The following is a 15,037-nucleotide window of genomic DNA, read 5'->3' as shown; positions in this document are numbered from 1 at the left end:
GTGACGGGCCGACCTTCGGGCTCTCGGTCGATGGAGCGGGTGACGGGAATCGAACCCGCATGGCCAGCTTTGAAGGCTGGCGCCTCTGACACCCTTCTCCGCAGCTCAGCGTCAAGTCACGTGGACGCCGTGCCTTTCACGTGCCTTAGCGCCAGACGGCCAGCCGGAGGAGCGGCTCCTCGCTGTCCTCGGTCTGCCAGCGGCCGTCGGTGCTGCAGGTCGCGGCCGCCTTCGCTGGAGCTTGGCGGCAGAAAGCTGCGCAAGCCGCTCACGGCTTGCCTGGCGCCGGCGTGCCGTTCAACCGGCGCGGCAGCGTCCAGGCGTTATCCGGGTGCACCGGCGGCGGGAGCAGGTCGGGAGGAAACCCCTGGTAGCTGACCGGCCGCTGGAATCGCTGGATCGCCAGCGTGCCGACCGACGTCGTCCGGCTGTCCGAGGTGGCCGGGAACGGGCCTCCGTGCACCATCGCGTGGTTCACCTCGACGCCGGTGGGCCAGCCGTTGACGATCAGCCGGCCGGCTTTCCGCTCAAGCACTGGGAGGACGGTGCGCACCGTGTCGTGGTCGGCCTCGGTGGCGTGCACCGAGATGGTCAGCTGGCCCTGCAGCACTTCGAGCGTGCCCTCCAGGTCCTTCTGGTCGTCGTAGGTGACCAAAAGGCCTGCCGCGCCGAACACCTCGTCCTGCAGATCGGGCGTGGCCCGCAGGTGCGCCGCGGTCGTCCGGAAGAGCGCCGGTGCAGGGGCGTTCTCGCCGGGGCCGGGACGCCCGGCGGCCACCCGTTCGGCGCCGGACGTCTCCAGTCGCTGCAGGCCCTCGCTGTAGGCGCGGCAGATGCCGGCCGAGAGCATGGTCTGCCCCGCGGACTCCGCCAGCGACGCGGCGAGCGCCTCGGTGAACCGCGCCGCGTCCCGCGGCAGCAGCACCAGGCCGGGGTTGGTGCAGAACTGGCCGGAACCGAGGGTCAACGAACCGGCGAGGCCTGCGGCGAGCTCCTCGGAGCCGGTCGCCAGTGCACCGGGCAGCAGCACGACGGGGTTGATGCTGGACATCTCCGCGTAGACCGGAATCGGCACCGCCCGGTCCGCCGCGGTACGCATCAGGGCGGTGCCGCCGGCCCGCGATCCGGTGAACGCGATCGCCGCGACGGCCGGGTGCGCGGCGAGCTGCTGGCCGATCGTCGTCCCGGGGCCGAAGAGAAGAGAGAACACCCCGGGCGGCAGACCCTGGTCCGAGACGGCGCGCGCGATGGCCTGCCCGGCGAGCTCGGCTGTGCCTGCGTGCGAGTTGTGCCCCTTGACGATCACCGGGCAACCCGCGGCGAGCGCGGACGCCGTGTCCCCGCCGGCGGTGGAGAACGCCAGCGGGAAGTTGCTGGCCCCGAACACCAGCACCGGGCCCAGTGGGATCTGGCGCTGCCGCAGGTCCGGCGCGGGCGCCGGCTGCCGCTGCGGCTGCGCCTCGTCGATGCGCACCTCCAGGTGCGCGCCGAGCCGCAGTTCGCGGGCGAACAGCCGCAGCTGGTTGGTGGTGCGGTCGTGCTCGCCGGTCAGACGACCGACCGGCAGCCCCGACTCGCGGTGCGACCGTGCCACGATCTCGTCCTTGATCTCGACCAGGTTGTCGGCGATCCGCTCCAGGAAGCGCGCTCGCTCCTCCGGTGTCGTGGCGCGGTAGGCGTCGAAGGCCTCGGTCGCCGCGGCCGTCGCCTGCTCGATCTCCTCCGGGCCCGCGAAGCAGAACTCCGGCTCCAGCTGCTCACCGGTGGCCGGGTCGACGGCGCGGACCGATCCGTGGCCGCCGCGGAACTGCCGGCCGGCGATGATCGATGCTCCGAAGATGGTCATGCGCGAGTACTCCTCGGGTGGTGGTCGGGCGGGACTCAGGAGGCCAGCCAACCGCCGTCGATGTTGATCAGCTGGCCGCTCAGGTAGACGGAGGCGTCGGAGAGCAGGAAAACGGCGGCGCCGCCCAGGTCGGCCATGCTGCCGAGCCGGCCCATCGGGATGCGGCCCAGGATGCGCCGCTCGTCGTCCGGGTTTGCCAGCAGGTCGGCGGTCAGCTCGGTGTGGAAGTAGCCGGGGCCGATCACGTTGGCGCGCAGGCCGCCGAGGCCCACTCGGTCGACAGCGAGCGGGCCAGGCCCAGGACTGCGGTCTTCGACGCGACGTAGGGGGCGATCCGGGGCAGCCCGATCGTGGAGTTCAGCGAGCCGATGAAGACGTGCGAGCCAGGGCGGCCGTCGGCGAGCTGACGGCGGGCGATCGCCGTGCTGAGGAAGAACGGCGCCTCGACGTTGAGCGTCTGGACGAAGCGCCAGTCCTCGACGGTGATGTCGACGGCGGCCCTGCGGCGCTGCACGCCCGCGGCGTGCACGACGCCGTCGACGGGCCGCTGCGCACCTATGGTGTCCGCGTGCCCGGGGATCGCCGCGATGTCGGCGAGGTCGGCCGGGTACGTCGTGCAGGACCCGCCGGCCTGCTCGACGAGGGTCGCCGTCCGGTCGAGCTGCTCGGTCGAGCGGGCGACGACGGTCACGTGGGCGCCGCCCGGGCGGCGGAGACGGCGATGCCTTGGCCGATCCCGCGGCCGCCGCCGGTGACCACGACGTGCCGGCCGTCGAGCCGGAAGGCCGACGGGGAGACGGCGAGCGCATCAAGGTCGGGGGCGGGGTCGGTCATGATACTCCTGCTCGACTGGCTAAGGGGTCAGGGACTCAGTCGACCGGCGCGGCGTCCGCGTCCTGCACCAGCTCCTCGCTGCCGGCGAGGATCCGGCCGAGGTGCCGGCGCATCAGCTCGCCGGCGCGGGCAGCGTCACCGGAGTCGATGGCCTGAGCGATCTGCTCGTGCTCGGCCAGCGTCTGCGGCCGGGCCGCCTCGTACCCGAGGCTGGGCTGGTAGGCCCGGCGGAGATAGTCGTTGACCGGCACCACCACGTGGCTGAAGAACGGGTTGTGCGAGGCGTGCGCGATGGCGGTGTGGAACTCCAGGTCCGCCTCGAGCGAGGAGTCGTGCTCGTCGGTTGTGGCAAAGGAGTCCAGGGCGGCCTGGATGCGTTCCAAGTCCTTCGAGGTCCGGCGCTGCGCGGCGTACTCCGCGACCCCCACCTCCAGCACCAGCCGCATCTCCATGAGCTGGCGGAAGCTGCCTTGCTTCAGCTCCAGCAGCAACCCGTACTGCCGCGCGATGCTGGAGCCGTCGAAGTCGGCCACCACCATCCCGCGGCCGGGCCGGATGTCCACCAGCCCGCGCTCCACGAGCAGCCGGCCCGCCTCCCGCACGACCGTCCGGCTGACCTCGTACTGCTCGACCAGCTCCGGCTCGGTCGGCAGCCGGTCGCCGGGCTGCAGGCCGTGGGCGATGACGTACCGGGTGATCTGCTCGGCCACGTCCTCCGACAGGCGCTGCCGCTTGGCGGGGACCACGGTGAACACCGGCGGAATCGCGCTCACGCCCTCTCCGGTCGAGGTCACAGCCCTGCTCCTTCCGTCGCCGGGCGCGGCGGCCGGGCGATCAGGCGACCGAGCATCGCAGTTCCTCCCCGCGCAGCGCCCGCCCGGCTTCCTCGCTGGCCAGCTGCTGGAGCCGGGCGAGGGAGTCCTCGTCGTAGAACGCGGCGTGCGGGCTTAGCAGGATCGCGGGCTGGACGCGCAGCGGTGAGTCGGCGGCCAGCGGTTCGCTCTCGAAGACGTCCAGGGCCGCGCCGGCCAGGTGGCCCCGGGCGACCGCCTCGGCGAGCGCCGCCTCGTCCACCAGTGACCCTCGGGAGGTGTTGACCAGCACCGCCCCTGTCGGCAACGCGGCCAGGAAGCCGGCGTCGACCATTCGTCGCGTCTCCGGCGTGCTCGGCGCGTGCAGGCTCACCGCGTGGGCGCGCCGGGCCAGCTGCGGCAGCGCGACCCGCTCGACGCCGAGCCGGTCGAAGTCTTCCTGCGGGGCGTGCGGGTCGTGCCCCACGAAAGTGCAGCCGAACGGCACGAGCCGGGCGTGCACGGCCTGGGCGATGCGGCCCAGGCCGACCAGGCCGACCACCGTGGACCGCAACCCGCGGACGGGGCCGACCTCGGCGGGACGCACCCAGCCCTCGCCTCGGATCCGGCGGTCGTAGTCGGGGAGCCGGCGGACCAGCGCGAGCAGCCCGGCCACCGCGTGGTCGGCCACCGTGTCGACGCCGTAGTCGGGCACGTTGGCCACCCGGATGCCGAGCTCGGTGGCGCTGGCCACGTCGACGTTGTCGTAGCCGATGCCGTAGCGGATGACGGTCGACCCCGGCCGCATGCGAGCGAGCACGGATCGCGTCATCGGGGCGAAGTTCACGAAGGCGACGGTGGCGCCGTTGACGGCCTCGGCGGTCTCCGCCTCGCCCGAGCAGGAGAAGCACGCGAACGAGGCGCCGTGGTCGCGGGCCACCTTCGCCTCGGCCGTCACGCTCTTGAAGGTGTGATCGGTCACCACCACGCGCTTGCCGGCTGCGTCCCCCACCGCATTCCTCTCCGTCCGCGGCGTTCGACGCCGGTGTTCGTGGTGTGTTGATCCTAACATATGATGTTGCTATCTTCCTTCCCGCCGCGTTGGGCGACGGGCCTTCCCGCGGACCTGACCTCTAGGTGAAGGGACATGGAGCCGGTGATGACACAGCGGATGCGCAGGACGTGGGGCCTCGCGGGAACGGCCGTGCTGACCGCTGCCTTGGCCGCCTGCGGCGGGGAAGCGCCGCGGACGGCCGATGCGGCCGAGGACGGGGCCCTGCGGGTGGGGATCTTCGTCGACAACGCCTTCGGTGACGGCGACTTCTTCGACCAGGCCGGTAGGGCGCAGCAGCCGCTCGAGGACGACGGCGCCGTCGTGAACACCTACGAGGGCCAGCTCCAGGCGCAGAACTTCGAGCCGCTGCTGCAGGATGCCGCGGACGCCAACGACCTCGTCTTCGTGCTCGGGTTCGAAGCGATCGACGCGATGACGAAGGTGGCCGCGGAGAACCCTGACACGACGTTCGTGTTCGTCGACGCCGTCGTCGACGACCCGAACATCGTCTCGGCCGTGTTCCGCACCGCGGAGGGCTGCTTCATGGCCGGCGCGCTCGCCGCGACGGTGAACTCCGCGCAGGGCAGCTCGGTCGCCGGCTTCATCGGCGGCGTGAACGCGCCGGTCGTCGAGAACTGCGAGTCCGGCTACGACCAGGGTGTAGCCCAGGTCGACCCGGCGCAGTCGGTGGCCTCACAGTACGTGGGCTCGTTCGTCGACCCCGCGAAGGGCCGGGAGATCACCCTGGCGCTCGCGCAGCGGGGCGCGTACTCCGTCTTCGCCTACGCCGGGCTCTCCGGCGCGGGTGCGTTCGACGCCGCCAGCTCCGGTGAGTCGGTCGCGCCGATCGGCGTGGTGGCCGACAAGAGCGATCTCGCCCCGGGGAAGGTCCCGGGCAGCCTGGAGATGGGCGTCGACGCGGTCATCCTGGAGCTCGCCGACCAGTACCGGAACGACGACCTCGAGCGGGGCTCGCAGCACGACTATGGCTTCGCCGAGGGTGGCTGGGCCATGGTCTACGACGACAGCCTGCTGACGCCGGACCAGATCGCAGCCCTGGAGGCCCTCGAGCAGCAGATCGTCGACGGCGAGCTGCAGATCAGTGCCTGATCAGGCTCCCGGTGCCGCCGGCCCGATCCTCGAACTGGTGGACATCACCAAGAGGTTCGGGCCGGTGGTGGCCAACTCCGAGGTGTACTTCGACCTGCGCGCGGGGGAGATCCACGCGCTGGTCGGGGAGAACGGGGCAGGCAAGACCACCCTGATGCGGGTGCTTTACGGGATGTACCAGCCCGACGGCGGCCAGATCCGGCTCGACGGTGCACCGGTGCGGTTTCGCCGGCCGCTGGACTCGATCGAGCACGGGATCGGCATGGTGCACCAGCACTTCATGCTGGTGCCGAGCTTCACCGTCGCGGAGAACGTGACCCTCGGCGCGGAGCCGCGGCGGGGGCGGCTGTTTGACCACGACGCGGCCCACCGCAGGGTGCGCGAGCCGATGGCCCGACTCGGCATCGATCTCGACCCCGACACGGTCACCGGCACGCTCAACGTCGCGACCCAGCAGAAGCTGGAGATCGTCAAGGTGCTGTACCGCGGGGCGCGGATCATCATCCTCGACGAGCCGACCGCCGTCCTCACGCCGCAGGAGACCGACGAGCTCTTCCGGCTGCTGCGCCGGCTGGCCGACGACGGCGCGTCGATCGTCTTCATCTCGCACAAGCTGCGCGAGGTCCTGGCGGTGGCCGACCGGATCACCGTCCTGCGCAACGGCCGCACGGTGCAGACTTTCGCCAGCGACCGGACCGAGCCCGCCGAGGTCGTCGCTGCGATGACCGGCCGCGGGAACGTCAACCTCGGCCGGGTGGAGCGGGACGTCGCCGCCGGCGACGTCGTCCTGTCCGTGCGCGGGCTGTCGACGGCGAAGCCCGAGCACGACGCCGCGCTCGACGACGTCTCCTTCACCGTGCGGGCGGGGGAGATCGTCGGGATCGCCGGGGTCGAGGGGAACGGGCAGTCGGTGCTCGCTGAGGCGCTCATCGGCACCGTGGCCCCCGCCGGTGGCTCGATCACCCTGGCCGACCACTCGCTGGACCGGCTGACCGTCGCCGACCGCCGCAACGCCGGACTGTCGTACGTGTCGGAGGACCGCCACCTCGAAGGGCTGCCGATCAACGGCACGGTGCTGGAGGGGCTGGCGGCCAATCGGCTGCGCGGCCGGCGGTCGCTGCGCGCCCTCGGCCCGGCCTTCACCCGCGCGGTGAAGGCGTGGGCCGCCGCCGTCGTGGGGCAGTACGCCGTGAAGACGAGCAGCCTGGATGCGCACTGCGCCACGCTCTCCGGCGGCAACCAGCAGAAGATCGTGATCGCGCGGGAGCTCGAGGACGAGCCCCGGTGCCTGGTCCTCGCCCAGCCGACCCGGGGCGTCGACCTGGGGGCCATCGAGTTCATCTACGACCGCATCGTCGAGGCGACCCGGCGCGGTTGCGCGGTCGTGCTCATCTCCGCCGACCTCGACGAGATCCTGCGCCTCTCCGACCGGGTGCTGGTGATGTACCGCGGCTGTGTGGTGGCCGACGAGCCGGCGCAGAGGACGAGCCGGGAGGAGCTCGGGATGCACATGATGGGTGCGCGGCCGCGGGAAGTCGCCGCATGACCGCCGTGCAGACTCCCGCCGAGGAGCGCGGCGACACCGGGCGCCGCGGCCCATGGCTGCGCCTCGGTTCGTGGCGCGACCGGCTGACCTCGGCCGGCTTCGTGCTGGTCGCCGGGCTGCTCGCGGCGGTGGTGCTGATCCAGTTGGAGGGTTACGCGCCGCTGCCGACCATCCAGGCCGGGCTGGAGTACGCGCTCGGGGACGGCACCAGCATCGCCCGCACGCTCGCCTGGGGGCTGCCCCTGTACGTGGCCGCCATCGGCGTCGCAATCGCCTTCCGCTCGGGCATGTTCAACATCGGCGCGGAGGGCCAGGTATACGGCGGTGCGATGGGCGCCGCGCTGGCCGGTGCCTACATCGGCCCGCTGTTCGCGCCGACGCACTTGGCGGTCGTGGTCCTGGCGTCCGCGCTCGTCGGTGGCCTCATCGCCGCCGGTCTCGGCTGGCTGCGGGCCGTCTGGGGCGTGGACGAGGTGCTCTCCACACTGCTGTCCAACTACGTGATCATCCTCTTCTGCACGTACCTGGCCACCGGACCGCTGCGCGACCCGACCCGGCAGAGCGGCACCACCCGCGAGGTGGCCGACACGGCGCGGTTCGGCGAGATCCTCCCGCGCACCGGCCTGAGCGCGGCGGTGTTTCTCGTGGTGGCGATCTGCGTGCTCGGCTGGTGGCTGAGCGAGCGTACGGTCACTGGATACCGGTGGCGGATGACGGGCGAGAGCCCGGCGTTCGCCTCGGCGGTCGGGATCGACGTGCGACGGTCCCGGATCGCCTCTATGGCGATCAGCGGCGCTCTCTGCGGCGTCGCCGGCGGGCTGCTGGTGGCCGCCTCCCAGGGGCGGTTCTGGACCGAGATCGGCTCGGGAATCGGCTGGGACGCCGTGCTCGTGGCTCTAATCGGCCGGGCCCGCCCGGTCGCCACCGTGGTGTGGGTGACCCTCTACTGCGTCATGCGCTCCGCCGCCCGGGGCCTGGAGCAGGTGAGCACCGTGCCTAGTGAGCTCTCGCTGATCCTCATCTCCGCGATCATCATCGCCGCTGCGGCCCGCGCTGGGGTGTTCTCCCAGTTCGCCGCGCTCCAACGGCGGCTGGCCACGTGGAAGGGGCGCTGACCGTGGACTGGCTCGATGCGTTCCTCGCCTCCGGCATGCGGTTCACCACGCCGATCCTGCTGGCCGGCCTCGGCGGCCTGGCGACGGCCTGGACCCGCGACCTCAACGTGGGCCTCGAGGGCATCATGATCTTCGGGGCGTTCTTCGGTGTCGTGGTCGGCTTGTTCACCGGCTCGTCGCTGGCCGCCCTCGCCGTCGTCGCGGTGCTCGGCCTGTTGTGCGGGATGATCTTCGGCTACCTGATCACGGTGCTGCGGGTGAACGTCTTCGTCGCCGGCATCGTGCTCAACGTGCTCGGCGCGGGCGGCACGGTGTACCTGCTGCGCTCGATGTACGGGGTCAAGGGCACCCTCAGCGACCCGGGCATCCCGCCGCTGCCGAAGCTGCACATTCCCGGTGTCGAGGACGTGCCCGTCCTCGGCGGCATCCTGTCCGGGCACACCGTGCTCACGTACCTGAGCTGGACGCTCGTGTTGCTGCTCGCCCTGGCCGTGCGGCACACCGTCGTCGTCCGGCACCTGAAGGCCGCCGGCGAGCACCCGGCCGCGCTGGCCACCGCGGGCGGGAACGTGACGTGGATGCGCGTCGTCGCCCAGGCCTGGTGCTTCGCCCTCTGCGGGCTGGCCGGCCTGCAGTTGAGCCTGGGGCAGCTGACCCTGTTCACCGAGGGTATGACCAGCGGCCTGGGCTTCGTGGCCCTCGCCGCGGTCATCTTCTGCCGCGGCCGGGTCGGCCTGTTGGCCGTCATGTCGGTCGGCTTCGGCCTGTCCTCCGCCGCGAGCGTGCAGATCAACGAGGACGTCATGCCGCCGCAGTTCGCCCAGATGATCCCGTACATCGTCGCGCTCATCGGGCTGATCGTCCTGGCACGGACATCGCGCGAGGGCGCGACGCGCATCGCCACACCCGTCATGGAGAGCTGAGCATGGCCCACCCGTCGCTGGACGACCGGTCACTGGACGCCGACGACCTGGCGCTGTTCGAACAGGCACGTGAGCTGCTGACCCGGGCGCACCATCCCGAGCGGCACCAGGTCGCCGCCGCACTGCGCAGCGCGAGCGGGCGCACCTACCTGGGACTGCACATCGGCTCCCGCCGGGTGAACGTGTGCGCCGAGTCATCGGCGATCGCCAACGCGCAGATGGCCGGCGACGAGGGCATCGCGACGATCGTCGCCGTGTGCAAGGACGACGCCGGCCGGGTCGTCGTCACCAACCCGTGCGGGGTGTGCCGCGAGCTCATGGGCACCTACGGCCGGTCGGCCGACGTGCTCGTCGACCTCGGCGGCGCGGTGCGCAAGGTGCGCGCGGCCGACCTCCTGCCCACCCCGTGGCAGTTCCCCCGAGAGAACGACTGGTCCGTGCAGGACCCGAGCATTGGAGCCGCTCCGTGAGCCGACCGACCATCACCGACGTCTGCCTGGTCACCCGCGACCTAGACACGGCGGTGCAGTTCTACATGGACAAGCTCGGGTTCGAGCTCGACTCCCGGATGCCCGGCTTCGCCGACTTCACCGGGCCGGGTGTCGTCCTGGCCCTCTGGGACGCCCAGCTGATCCGCGACACCACCGGAGTGCCGGCCCAGGTCACCGAGCCCGAGGGCCACGGCGTGATGATCGCCTGCGAGCTCGACTCCCCGGCGCACATCGACGAGATGTACGAGCGCCTGACGGCCCGCGGCGTCGAATTCTACCGGCCGCCGGCCGACTACCCGTGGAACGCCCGGTGCGTCTACTTCGCCGGCCCCTGCGGGGAGTTCTGGGAGTTCTTCGCCTGGTACGAGGGCGGAAAGCCCGGCCGGCCGACGCCCGACGCCCCGCTGCCCGCCTGACCCCGTCCTCCTGCCCTCTCGCCCTCCCGAACCGAAACGAGGACCCATGCTGTCCGTGCACGACCTGCTCCCGGTGGACGCCGAGACCGCCACGCTGGTGGGCCGGGTGTTCGACCCCGACACCCAGGGGCCGTGCGTCGTCGTCGTCGACGGCACCGACGCCGTCGACCTAAGCCACGTCGAGCCCACCGTCTCCACTCTGCTTGAGCGTCGCGACCTGACCGACGTCCTCGCCGCAGCCCGGCGCGGCACCCGCCGCTGGGCGCTGCAGCAGCTGGTCGCGGCCATTGAGACGGAGGACGACCGGTCGCTGCCGCGCCTGCTCGCCCCGGTGGACCTGCAGGTGATCAAGGCGGCGGGGGTGACCTTCGTCGAGAGCATGTTGGAGCGGGTCATCGAGGAGCGGGCCAAAGGTGACCCGTCGAAGGCCGCCGAGATCCGCGACCAGCTCTCGGAGGTCGTCGGCGGGGCGATCTCCGCGGTACGGCCCGGGTCGCCGCAGGCCGCCCAGGTGAAGGAGATCCTGCAGCGCGAGGGCCTGTGGTCGCAGTACCTTGAGGTGGGCATCGGTCCCGACCCGGAGATCTTCACCAAGGCGCCCGTGCTGTCGGCGGTGGGCAGTGGCCAGACGATCGGCGTCCACTCGCGCTCTGTCTGGAACAACCCCGAGCCCGAGGTCGCGCTGGCCGTCCGCTCCGACGGCACTCCGGTCGGCGCGACCCTCGGCAACGACGTCAACCTGCGCGACTTCGAGGGCCGCAGCGCGCTGCTGCTCACCGAGGCGAAGGACAACAACGCCTCCTGCGCGCTCGGCCCGTTCATCCGGGTGTTCGACGACGGCTTCGGGATGGACGACGTCCGGAAGCTGGAGGTCAACCTGGAGGTGGACGGGCCAGACGGCTTCGTGCTCAACGGCGTCAGCTCGATGCTGAACATCAGCCGCGACCCGCTGGAGCTCGTCCAGCACGCCATCGGCGACCACCACCAGTACCCCGACGGTTTCGTTCTGTTCACGGGCACCCTGTTCAGCCCGACGCAGGACCGGCACGCGCCGGGCGCGGGTTTCACCCACGTGCTGGGCGACGTGGTGCGTATTGCGACCCCGCAGCTCGGTGCGCTGGTCAACCGGGTGGCGACGGCCGAGACCGCCCCCGCTGGGAGTTCGGCATCTGGTCGCTGGTGCGCAGCCTGCGGCAGCGCGAGTTGATCTGACCGACCGACGCCGACCCGCACCCAAGGAGAGGATGAACAGATGTATGCAGTGACCAACCCCGCGACCGGCGAGGTCATCGAGACGTTCCCGACGGCGACCGACGACGAGGTCCGCGACGCGATCGACCGCGCGCACCAGGGCTACCTATTGTGGCGCGAGCGGCCCCCGGTCGAGCGCGCCGCGGTCGTCAAGCGCGCCGCGCAGCTGTTCGCGGAGCGGGCCGACGAGCTGGCCGCGATCATCACGACCGAGATGGGCAAGCTGCTCCCCGAGGCCAAGGGGGAGATGGGCATCGTCGTCGACATCTGGAACTACTACGCAGACAACGCCGAGACCTTGCTCGCCGACGAGCCGCTGACCATCCAGGGCGGCGAGGCGGTCATCCAGAAGCGCCCGGTCGGGGTGCTGTTGGGCATCATGCCGTGGAACTACCCCTACTACCAGGTCGCCCGGTTCGCCGCGCCGAACCTGGTCCTGGGCAACACCATCCTGCTCAAGCACGCGCCCAGCTGCCCGAGGTCGTCGGCGGCCATCGAGGCGCTACTGTGCGACGCAGGCCTGCCCGAAGACGCCTACCTCAACCTCTACGCGACCAACGAGCAGGTCGCCGAGATCATCGCCGACCCACGGGTGCAGGGCGTGTCGCTCACCGGGAGCGAGCGGGCGGGGGCCGCGGTGGCCGCAGAGGCCGGTCGGCACCTGAAGAAGGTCGTGCTCGAGCTCGGCGGGTCCGACCCGATGCTGGTGCTCGACACCGCCGATCTGGACCGGACCGTCAAGGTCGCGGTCGAGTCCCGCATGGGGAACACCGGCCAGGCGTGCAACGCCCCGAAGCGCATGATTGTGCTGTGCGACCTCTACGACGAGTTCGTCGACAAGCTCACCCGGCAGATGGCCGAGTTCACGCCGGGCGACCCGACCGACCCGGCGACCACGCTGGCGCCGTTGTCGTCTGACGCGGCGGCGGAGCGGCTCGTCGAGCAGATCGAGTCGGCCGTGCGGCAGGGAGCCACGTTGCGGACGGGCGGCCACCGGGTCGAACGGCCCGGCGCCTACGTAGAGCCCACCGTGCTCACCGACGTGACGCCGGAGATGGACGTCTACCGGCAGGAGCTCTTCGGGCCGGTCGCCCTGGTCTTCCAGGCCGAGGACGAGGACGACGCGGTGCGGTTGGCCAACGACACTCCCTTCGGGCTCGGCGCCGGTGTGTTCAGCGAGGACCGCGGCCGGGCGGCTCGCGTGGGGAGCCGCATCGACGCCGGCATGGTGTACGTGAACCAGGCCGGCGGGTCGCAGGCCGACCTGCCTTTCGGCGGCATCAAGCGTTCCGGCGTGGGCCGCGAGCTCGGCCCGTTGGGCATCGAGGAGTTCATGAACAAGAAAGTGATCAGGCTGTAGCGGCTTCTACCGACCGCTGACCGGTCGCCGCCGCCCGGCGCTTGGACGGGCGGCGGCGTCGTGTTCGAAGGCTCCTGGGTCCCCGGTCGCCGTCTTCTCCATGACCGGACTGCTCACGTGTGTCTTGGCGGGGATCCGCCGCAGGTCCGCCATGACCTCGTTCAAGTTCACACCCCAAGGCTGCTGCCACGGGCGGGCCTTCGGCTCTCGCGCGGTTGTGAGCGTCGACGACGGCGACGGTGAGGCGGGTTTCACTGCCGGCCCTGACGCGGGCTTACAGGCCGACGTACCACCCCGCCGACACGCGGCTGCCAATCACAGCCCGCGACATGAGCGATGTCCCGAGACACCTGTGAACGGTGTCGTGGGAAATCCCGGGTGGAGCGGGTGACCGGGATCGAACCGGCATGGCCAGCTTGGAAGGCTGGGGCTCTACCATTGAGCTACACCCGCGAGGTGCCCGACCAGCGTAACGGCCGTCCCGCCGCACGAGGCGGCGGGTGCCTTGCGTCTCACCAGACGGGTGGCGCGGGCGCGCACGGCCGACGCCTAGACTCGACCGGCCGCGGGGTGTGGCGCAGCTTGGTAGCGCACCTGCTTTGGGAGCAGGGGGCCGCAGGTTCAAATCCTGTCACCCCGACCATGGGTGCAGCGGGCTCGTATCCCGCCACCCCCAGAAGGCCCACCCGTCTCTAGACTCGTGGGCGATTCCGCGCCGTCGGTCCTGTCGGCGCCTGTCTGTCTGCAATCCGAGGAGCACTGCCGCTGTGAAGAGCACCATCGAGGAACTCGGCCCCACGCGGGTCCGGATGGCGATCGAGGTGCCGTGGGGCGACCTGGACCATGCCTTCGGCGAGGTCTACAAGGAGCTCGGCAAGCAGGTGCGCGTGCCCGGCTTCCGCCCCGGCAAGGTGCCCAACCGGGTGCTCGACCAGCGCATCGGGCGGCCGGTCGTCCTCGAGCAGGTCGTCCAGCACGCCGTCCCGGAGGTCTACTCCCAGGTCGTGCGCGAGAACCAGGTGCGGGTGCTCGGGCAGCCCGAGATCGAGGTGACCCGCCTCGACGACAACGACACCCTCGCCTTCACCGCCGAGGTCGACGTCGCCCCGCAGCTGGAGCTGCCGTCGCTGGAGAACCTCGCCGTCACCGTCGAGGACATCGAGATCACCGACGAGGAGATCGACCAGCAGATCTCCGTCATGCGCGAGCGCTTCGCGATGCTGACCGGCGTCGACCGGCCGGCGCAGGACGGCGACTTCGTGTCGATCGACCTCGAGGCCACGCTGAACGGTGAGGTGCTCGAGGACGGCTCGACCACCGGCATGTCCTACGAGGTCGGCACCGGCCAGCTCATGGAGGGCCTCGACGACGCGGTCCGCGGGCTGTCGGCCGACGAGTCGAAGACCTTCCAGACCGCGCTGCTGTCGGGCCCGAACGCCGGCGAGACCGCCGACGTCACCGTCACCGTCCGCTCGGTCAAGACCAAGGACCTCCCCGAGCTGGACGACGACTTCGCCCAGACCGCCAGCGAGTTCGACACCCTGGCCGAGCTCCGGGACGACGTCCGGACCCGGCTGACCCGTACCAAGACCCTGCAGCAGGGGGCGCAGGCCCGCGACAAGCTGGTCGAGCACCTGCTCGAGATCGTCGACGTGCCGATGCCGGAGAACCTCGTCGAGCGCGAGATCGAGTGGCGCAACCGCGCTTTCGAGCAGGAGCTCCAGCAGGCCGGCATGGACTGGGACACGTTCCTGTCCATGTCCAACACCGAGTCCCGCGAGGCCTACGACGCCGAGCAGCGCAAGAACGTCGAGGAGGCGGTCCGGACGCAGTTCATCCTCGACGCGATCGCCGACGCCCGTGAGGTCACCGTCGACAACGACGACCTCTCGGCGCAGATCATGGCCCAGGCCCAGCGCAGCCGGATGAGCCCGGAGCAGTACGCGCAGCAGTTGCAGCAGGGCGGCAACATCGCCGAGTTCGTCGCCGACGTCCGCCGCACCAAGACGCTGGCCCAGTTGCTCGAGGAGACGACGATCACCGACGCCTCCGGCAACGTGGTCGACCTCGAGGCGCTGCGCCCGAAGACGGTGCAGGCACCTGCAGCCGCCGAGGCGGCCGGTGACGAGGCACCCGGCCCGGTCGAGATCAGCGACGACGAGGCCGCCAAGGCCTGAGCCGACACCTCCACGACGCCGCCTCGCCCGACCAGGTGAGGCGGCGTCGTGCATTCCGAGGCCCGTGGTGAACGTGCGCTGCGCCGTCGGCGAACACCGGCCCGACGGGGACTGCCTCCTGCG

Annotated in this window: 13 protein-coding genes, 2 tRNA genes and 1 pseudogene; 10 read left to right on the top strand and 6 right to left on the bottom strand. The window is 71.3% G+C overall.

Annotated features, from left to right (window positions below):
- Window positions 1-268 precede the first annotated feature (268 nt).
- The 5 genes and pseudogenes from MVA48_RS08495 to MVA48_RS08470 all read right to left on the bottom strand — a co-directional run bounded on the left by MVA48_RS08495 (window position 269) and on the right by MVA48_RS08470 (window position 4,483).
- Window positions 269-1,846: an aldehyde dehydrogenase (NADP(+)) gene (locus tag MVA48_RS08495; protein WP_246987818.1), complete on the bottom strand. Its 1,578-nt coding sequence runs from the start codon at window positions 1,844-1,846 to the stop codon at window positions 269-271.
- Between the two features lie 35 nt (window positions 1,847-1,881).
- Window positions 1,882-2,537, bottom strand: a pseudogene (locus MVA48_RS08485) (SDR family oxidoreductase).
- Window positions 2,534-2,680, bottom strand: a complete 147-nt coding sequence (locus tag MVA48_RS08480) for a hypothetical protein (protein ID WP_246987811.1) — start codon at window positions 2,678-2,680, stop codon at window positions 2,534-2,536. The pseudogene MVA48_RS08485 and the gene MVA48_RS08480 overlap by 4 nt, the downstream one beginning before the upstream one ends.
- Before the next feature lie 35 nt (window positions 2,681-2,715).
- Window positions 2,716-3,453, bottom strand: a complete 738-nt coding sequence (locus MVA48_RS08475; RefSeq protein WP_246987809.1) for a FadR/GntR family transcriptional regulator — start codon at window positions 3,451-3,453, stop codon at window positions 2,716-2,718.
- A gap of 61 nt (window positions 3,454-3,514) precedes the next feature.
- Window positions 3,515-4,483 carry a C-terminal binding protein gene (locus tag MVA48_RS08470; RefSeq protein WP_246987807.1) on the bottom strand — a complete coding sequence of 323 codons (969 nt, stop codon included), beginning with the start codon at window positions 4,481-4,483 and terminating at the stop codon, window positions 3,515-3,517.
- A gap of 147 nt (window positions 4,484-4,630) precedes the next feature.
- Between MVA48_RS08470 and MVA48_RS08465 the strand changes: the two genes are divergently transcribed.
- Genes MVA48_RS08465 through MVA48_RS08430 form a run of 8 tightly spaced genes read left to right on the top strand, consistent with a single transcriptional unit; the run spans window position 4,631 to window position 12,737 of the window.
- Window positions 4,631-5,635, top strand: coding sequence for a BMP family lipoprotein (locus MVA48_RS08465; RefSeq protein ID WP_246987805.1), 1,005 nt, complete (start codon window positions 4,631-4,633; stop codon window positions 5,633-5,635).
- Window positions 5,628-7,181, top strand: a complete 1,554-nt coding sequence (locus MVA48_RS08460; protein ID WP_246987802.1) for an ABC transporter ATP-binding protein — start codon at window positions 5,628-5,630, stop codon at window positions 7,179-7,181. Before MVA48_RS08465 ends, MVA48_RS08460 begins: the two co-directional genes overlap by 8 nt.
- The gene (locus MVA48_RS08455; RefSeq protein ID WP_246987801.1) at window positions 7,178-8,296 is read left to right on the top strand and encodes an ABC transporter permease; all 1,119 of its coding nucleotides are present in this window, start codon (window positions 7,178-7,180) and stop codon (window positions 8,294-8,296) included. Before MVA48_RS08460 ends, MVA48_RS08455 begins: the two co-directional genes overlap by 4 nt.
- Window positions 8,297-8,298: 2 nt before the next feature.
- Window positions 8,299-9,219: an ABC transporter permease gene (locus tag MVA48_RS08450; protein ID WP_246987799.1), complete on the top strand. Its 921-nt coding sequence runs from the start codon at window positions 8,299-8,301 to the stop codon at window positions 9,217-9,219.
- A gap of 2 nt (window positions 9,220-9,221) precedes the next feature.
- The gene (locus tag MVA48_RS08445; RefSeq protein ID WP_246987797.1) at window positions 9,222-9,689 is read left to right on the top strand and encodes a hypothetical protein; all 468 of its coding nucleotides are present in this window, start codon (window positions 9,222-9,224) and stop codon (window positions 9,687-9,689) included.
- The gene (locus tag MVA48_RS08440) at window positions 9,686-10,126 is read left to right on the top strand and encodes a VOC family protein (RefSeq protein WP_246987795.1); all 441 of its coding nucleotides are present in this window, start codon (window positions 9,686-9,688) and stop codon (window positions 10,124-10,126) included. Before MVA48_RS08445 ends, MVA48_RS08440 begins: the two co-directional genes overlap by 4 nt.
- Window positions 10,127-10,172: 46 nt before the next feature.
- Entirely contained in the window at window positions 10,173-11,333 is a 1,161-nt protein-coding gene (locus MVA48_RS08435; protein ID WP_246987793.1) for a fumarylacetoacetate hydrolase family protein, read from the top strand.
- A 45-nt stretch (window positions 11,334-11,378) separates the two neighbouring features.
- The gene (locus MVA48_RS08430) at window positions 11,379-12,737 is read left to right on the top strand and encodes an NAD-dependent succinate-semialdehyde dehydrogenase (protein WP_246987791.1); all 1,359 of its coding nucleotides are present in this window, start codon (window positions 11,379-11,381) and stop codon (window positions 12,735-12,737) included.
- A gap of 379 nt (window positions 12,738-13,116) precedes the next feature.
- Here MVA48_RS08430 and MVA48_RS08425 read toward each other — a convergent pair.
- A tRNA-Gly gene (locus MVA48_RS08425) sits at window positions 13,117-13,190 on the bottom strand.
- A gap of 113 nt (window positions 13,191-13,303) precedes the next feature.
- Here MVA48_RS08425 and MVA48_RS08420 point away from each other — a divergent pair.
- Window positions 13,304-13,380: transfer RNA gene (locus MVA48_RS08420), tRNA-Pro, on the top strand.
- 124 nt (window positions 13,381-13,504) lie between these two features.
- A complete protein-coding gene (gene tig / locus MVA48_RS08415; RefSeq protein WP_246987789.1) occupies window positions 13,505-14,914 on the top strand; it encodes a trigger factor in 1,410 nt (469 codons plus the stop codon).
- Window positions 14,915-15,037 lie beyond the last annotated feature (123 nt).

It is taken from the genome of Blastococcus sp. PRF04-17 (assembly GCF_023016265.1).
Lineage (GTDB): Bacteria > Actinomycetota > Actinomycetes > Mycobacteriales > Geodermatophilaceae > Blastococcus_B.
The sequence above is the reverse complement of the archived record's forward strand: the minus strand, read 5'-3'. Positions and strand labels throughout refer to the sequence as shown.

Coding starts and splice junctions, on each gene's coding strand:
- MVA48_RS08495 (WP_246987818.1), bottom strand. CDS start 1,846: ATGACCATCTTCGGAGCATCGATCATCGCCGGCCGGCAGTTCCGCGGC.
- MVA48_RS08480 (WP_246987811.1), bottom strand. CDS start 2,680: ATGACCGACCCCGCCCCCGACCTTGATGCGCTCGCCGTCTCCCCGTCG.
- MVA48_RS08465 (WP_246987805.1), top strand. CDS start 4,631: ATGACACAGCGGATGCGCAGGACGTGGGGCCTCGCGGGAACGGCCGTG.
- MVA48_RS08455 (WP_246987801.1), top strand. CDS start 7,178: ATGACCGCCGTGCAGACTCCCGCCGAGGAGCGCGGCGACACCGGGCGC.
- MVA48_RS08445 (WP_246987797.1), top strand. CDS start 9,222: ATGGCCCACCCGTCGCTGGACGACCGGTCACTGGACGCCGACGACCTG.
- MVA48_RS08435 (WP_246987793.1), top strand. CDS start 10,173: ATGCTGTCCGTGCACGACCTGCTCCCGGTGGACGCCGAGACCGCCACG.
- MVA48_RS08430 (WP_246987791.1), top strand. CDS start 11,379: ATGTATGCAGTGACCAACCCCGCGACCGGCGAGGTCATCGAGACGTTC.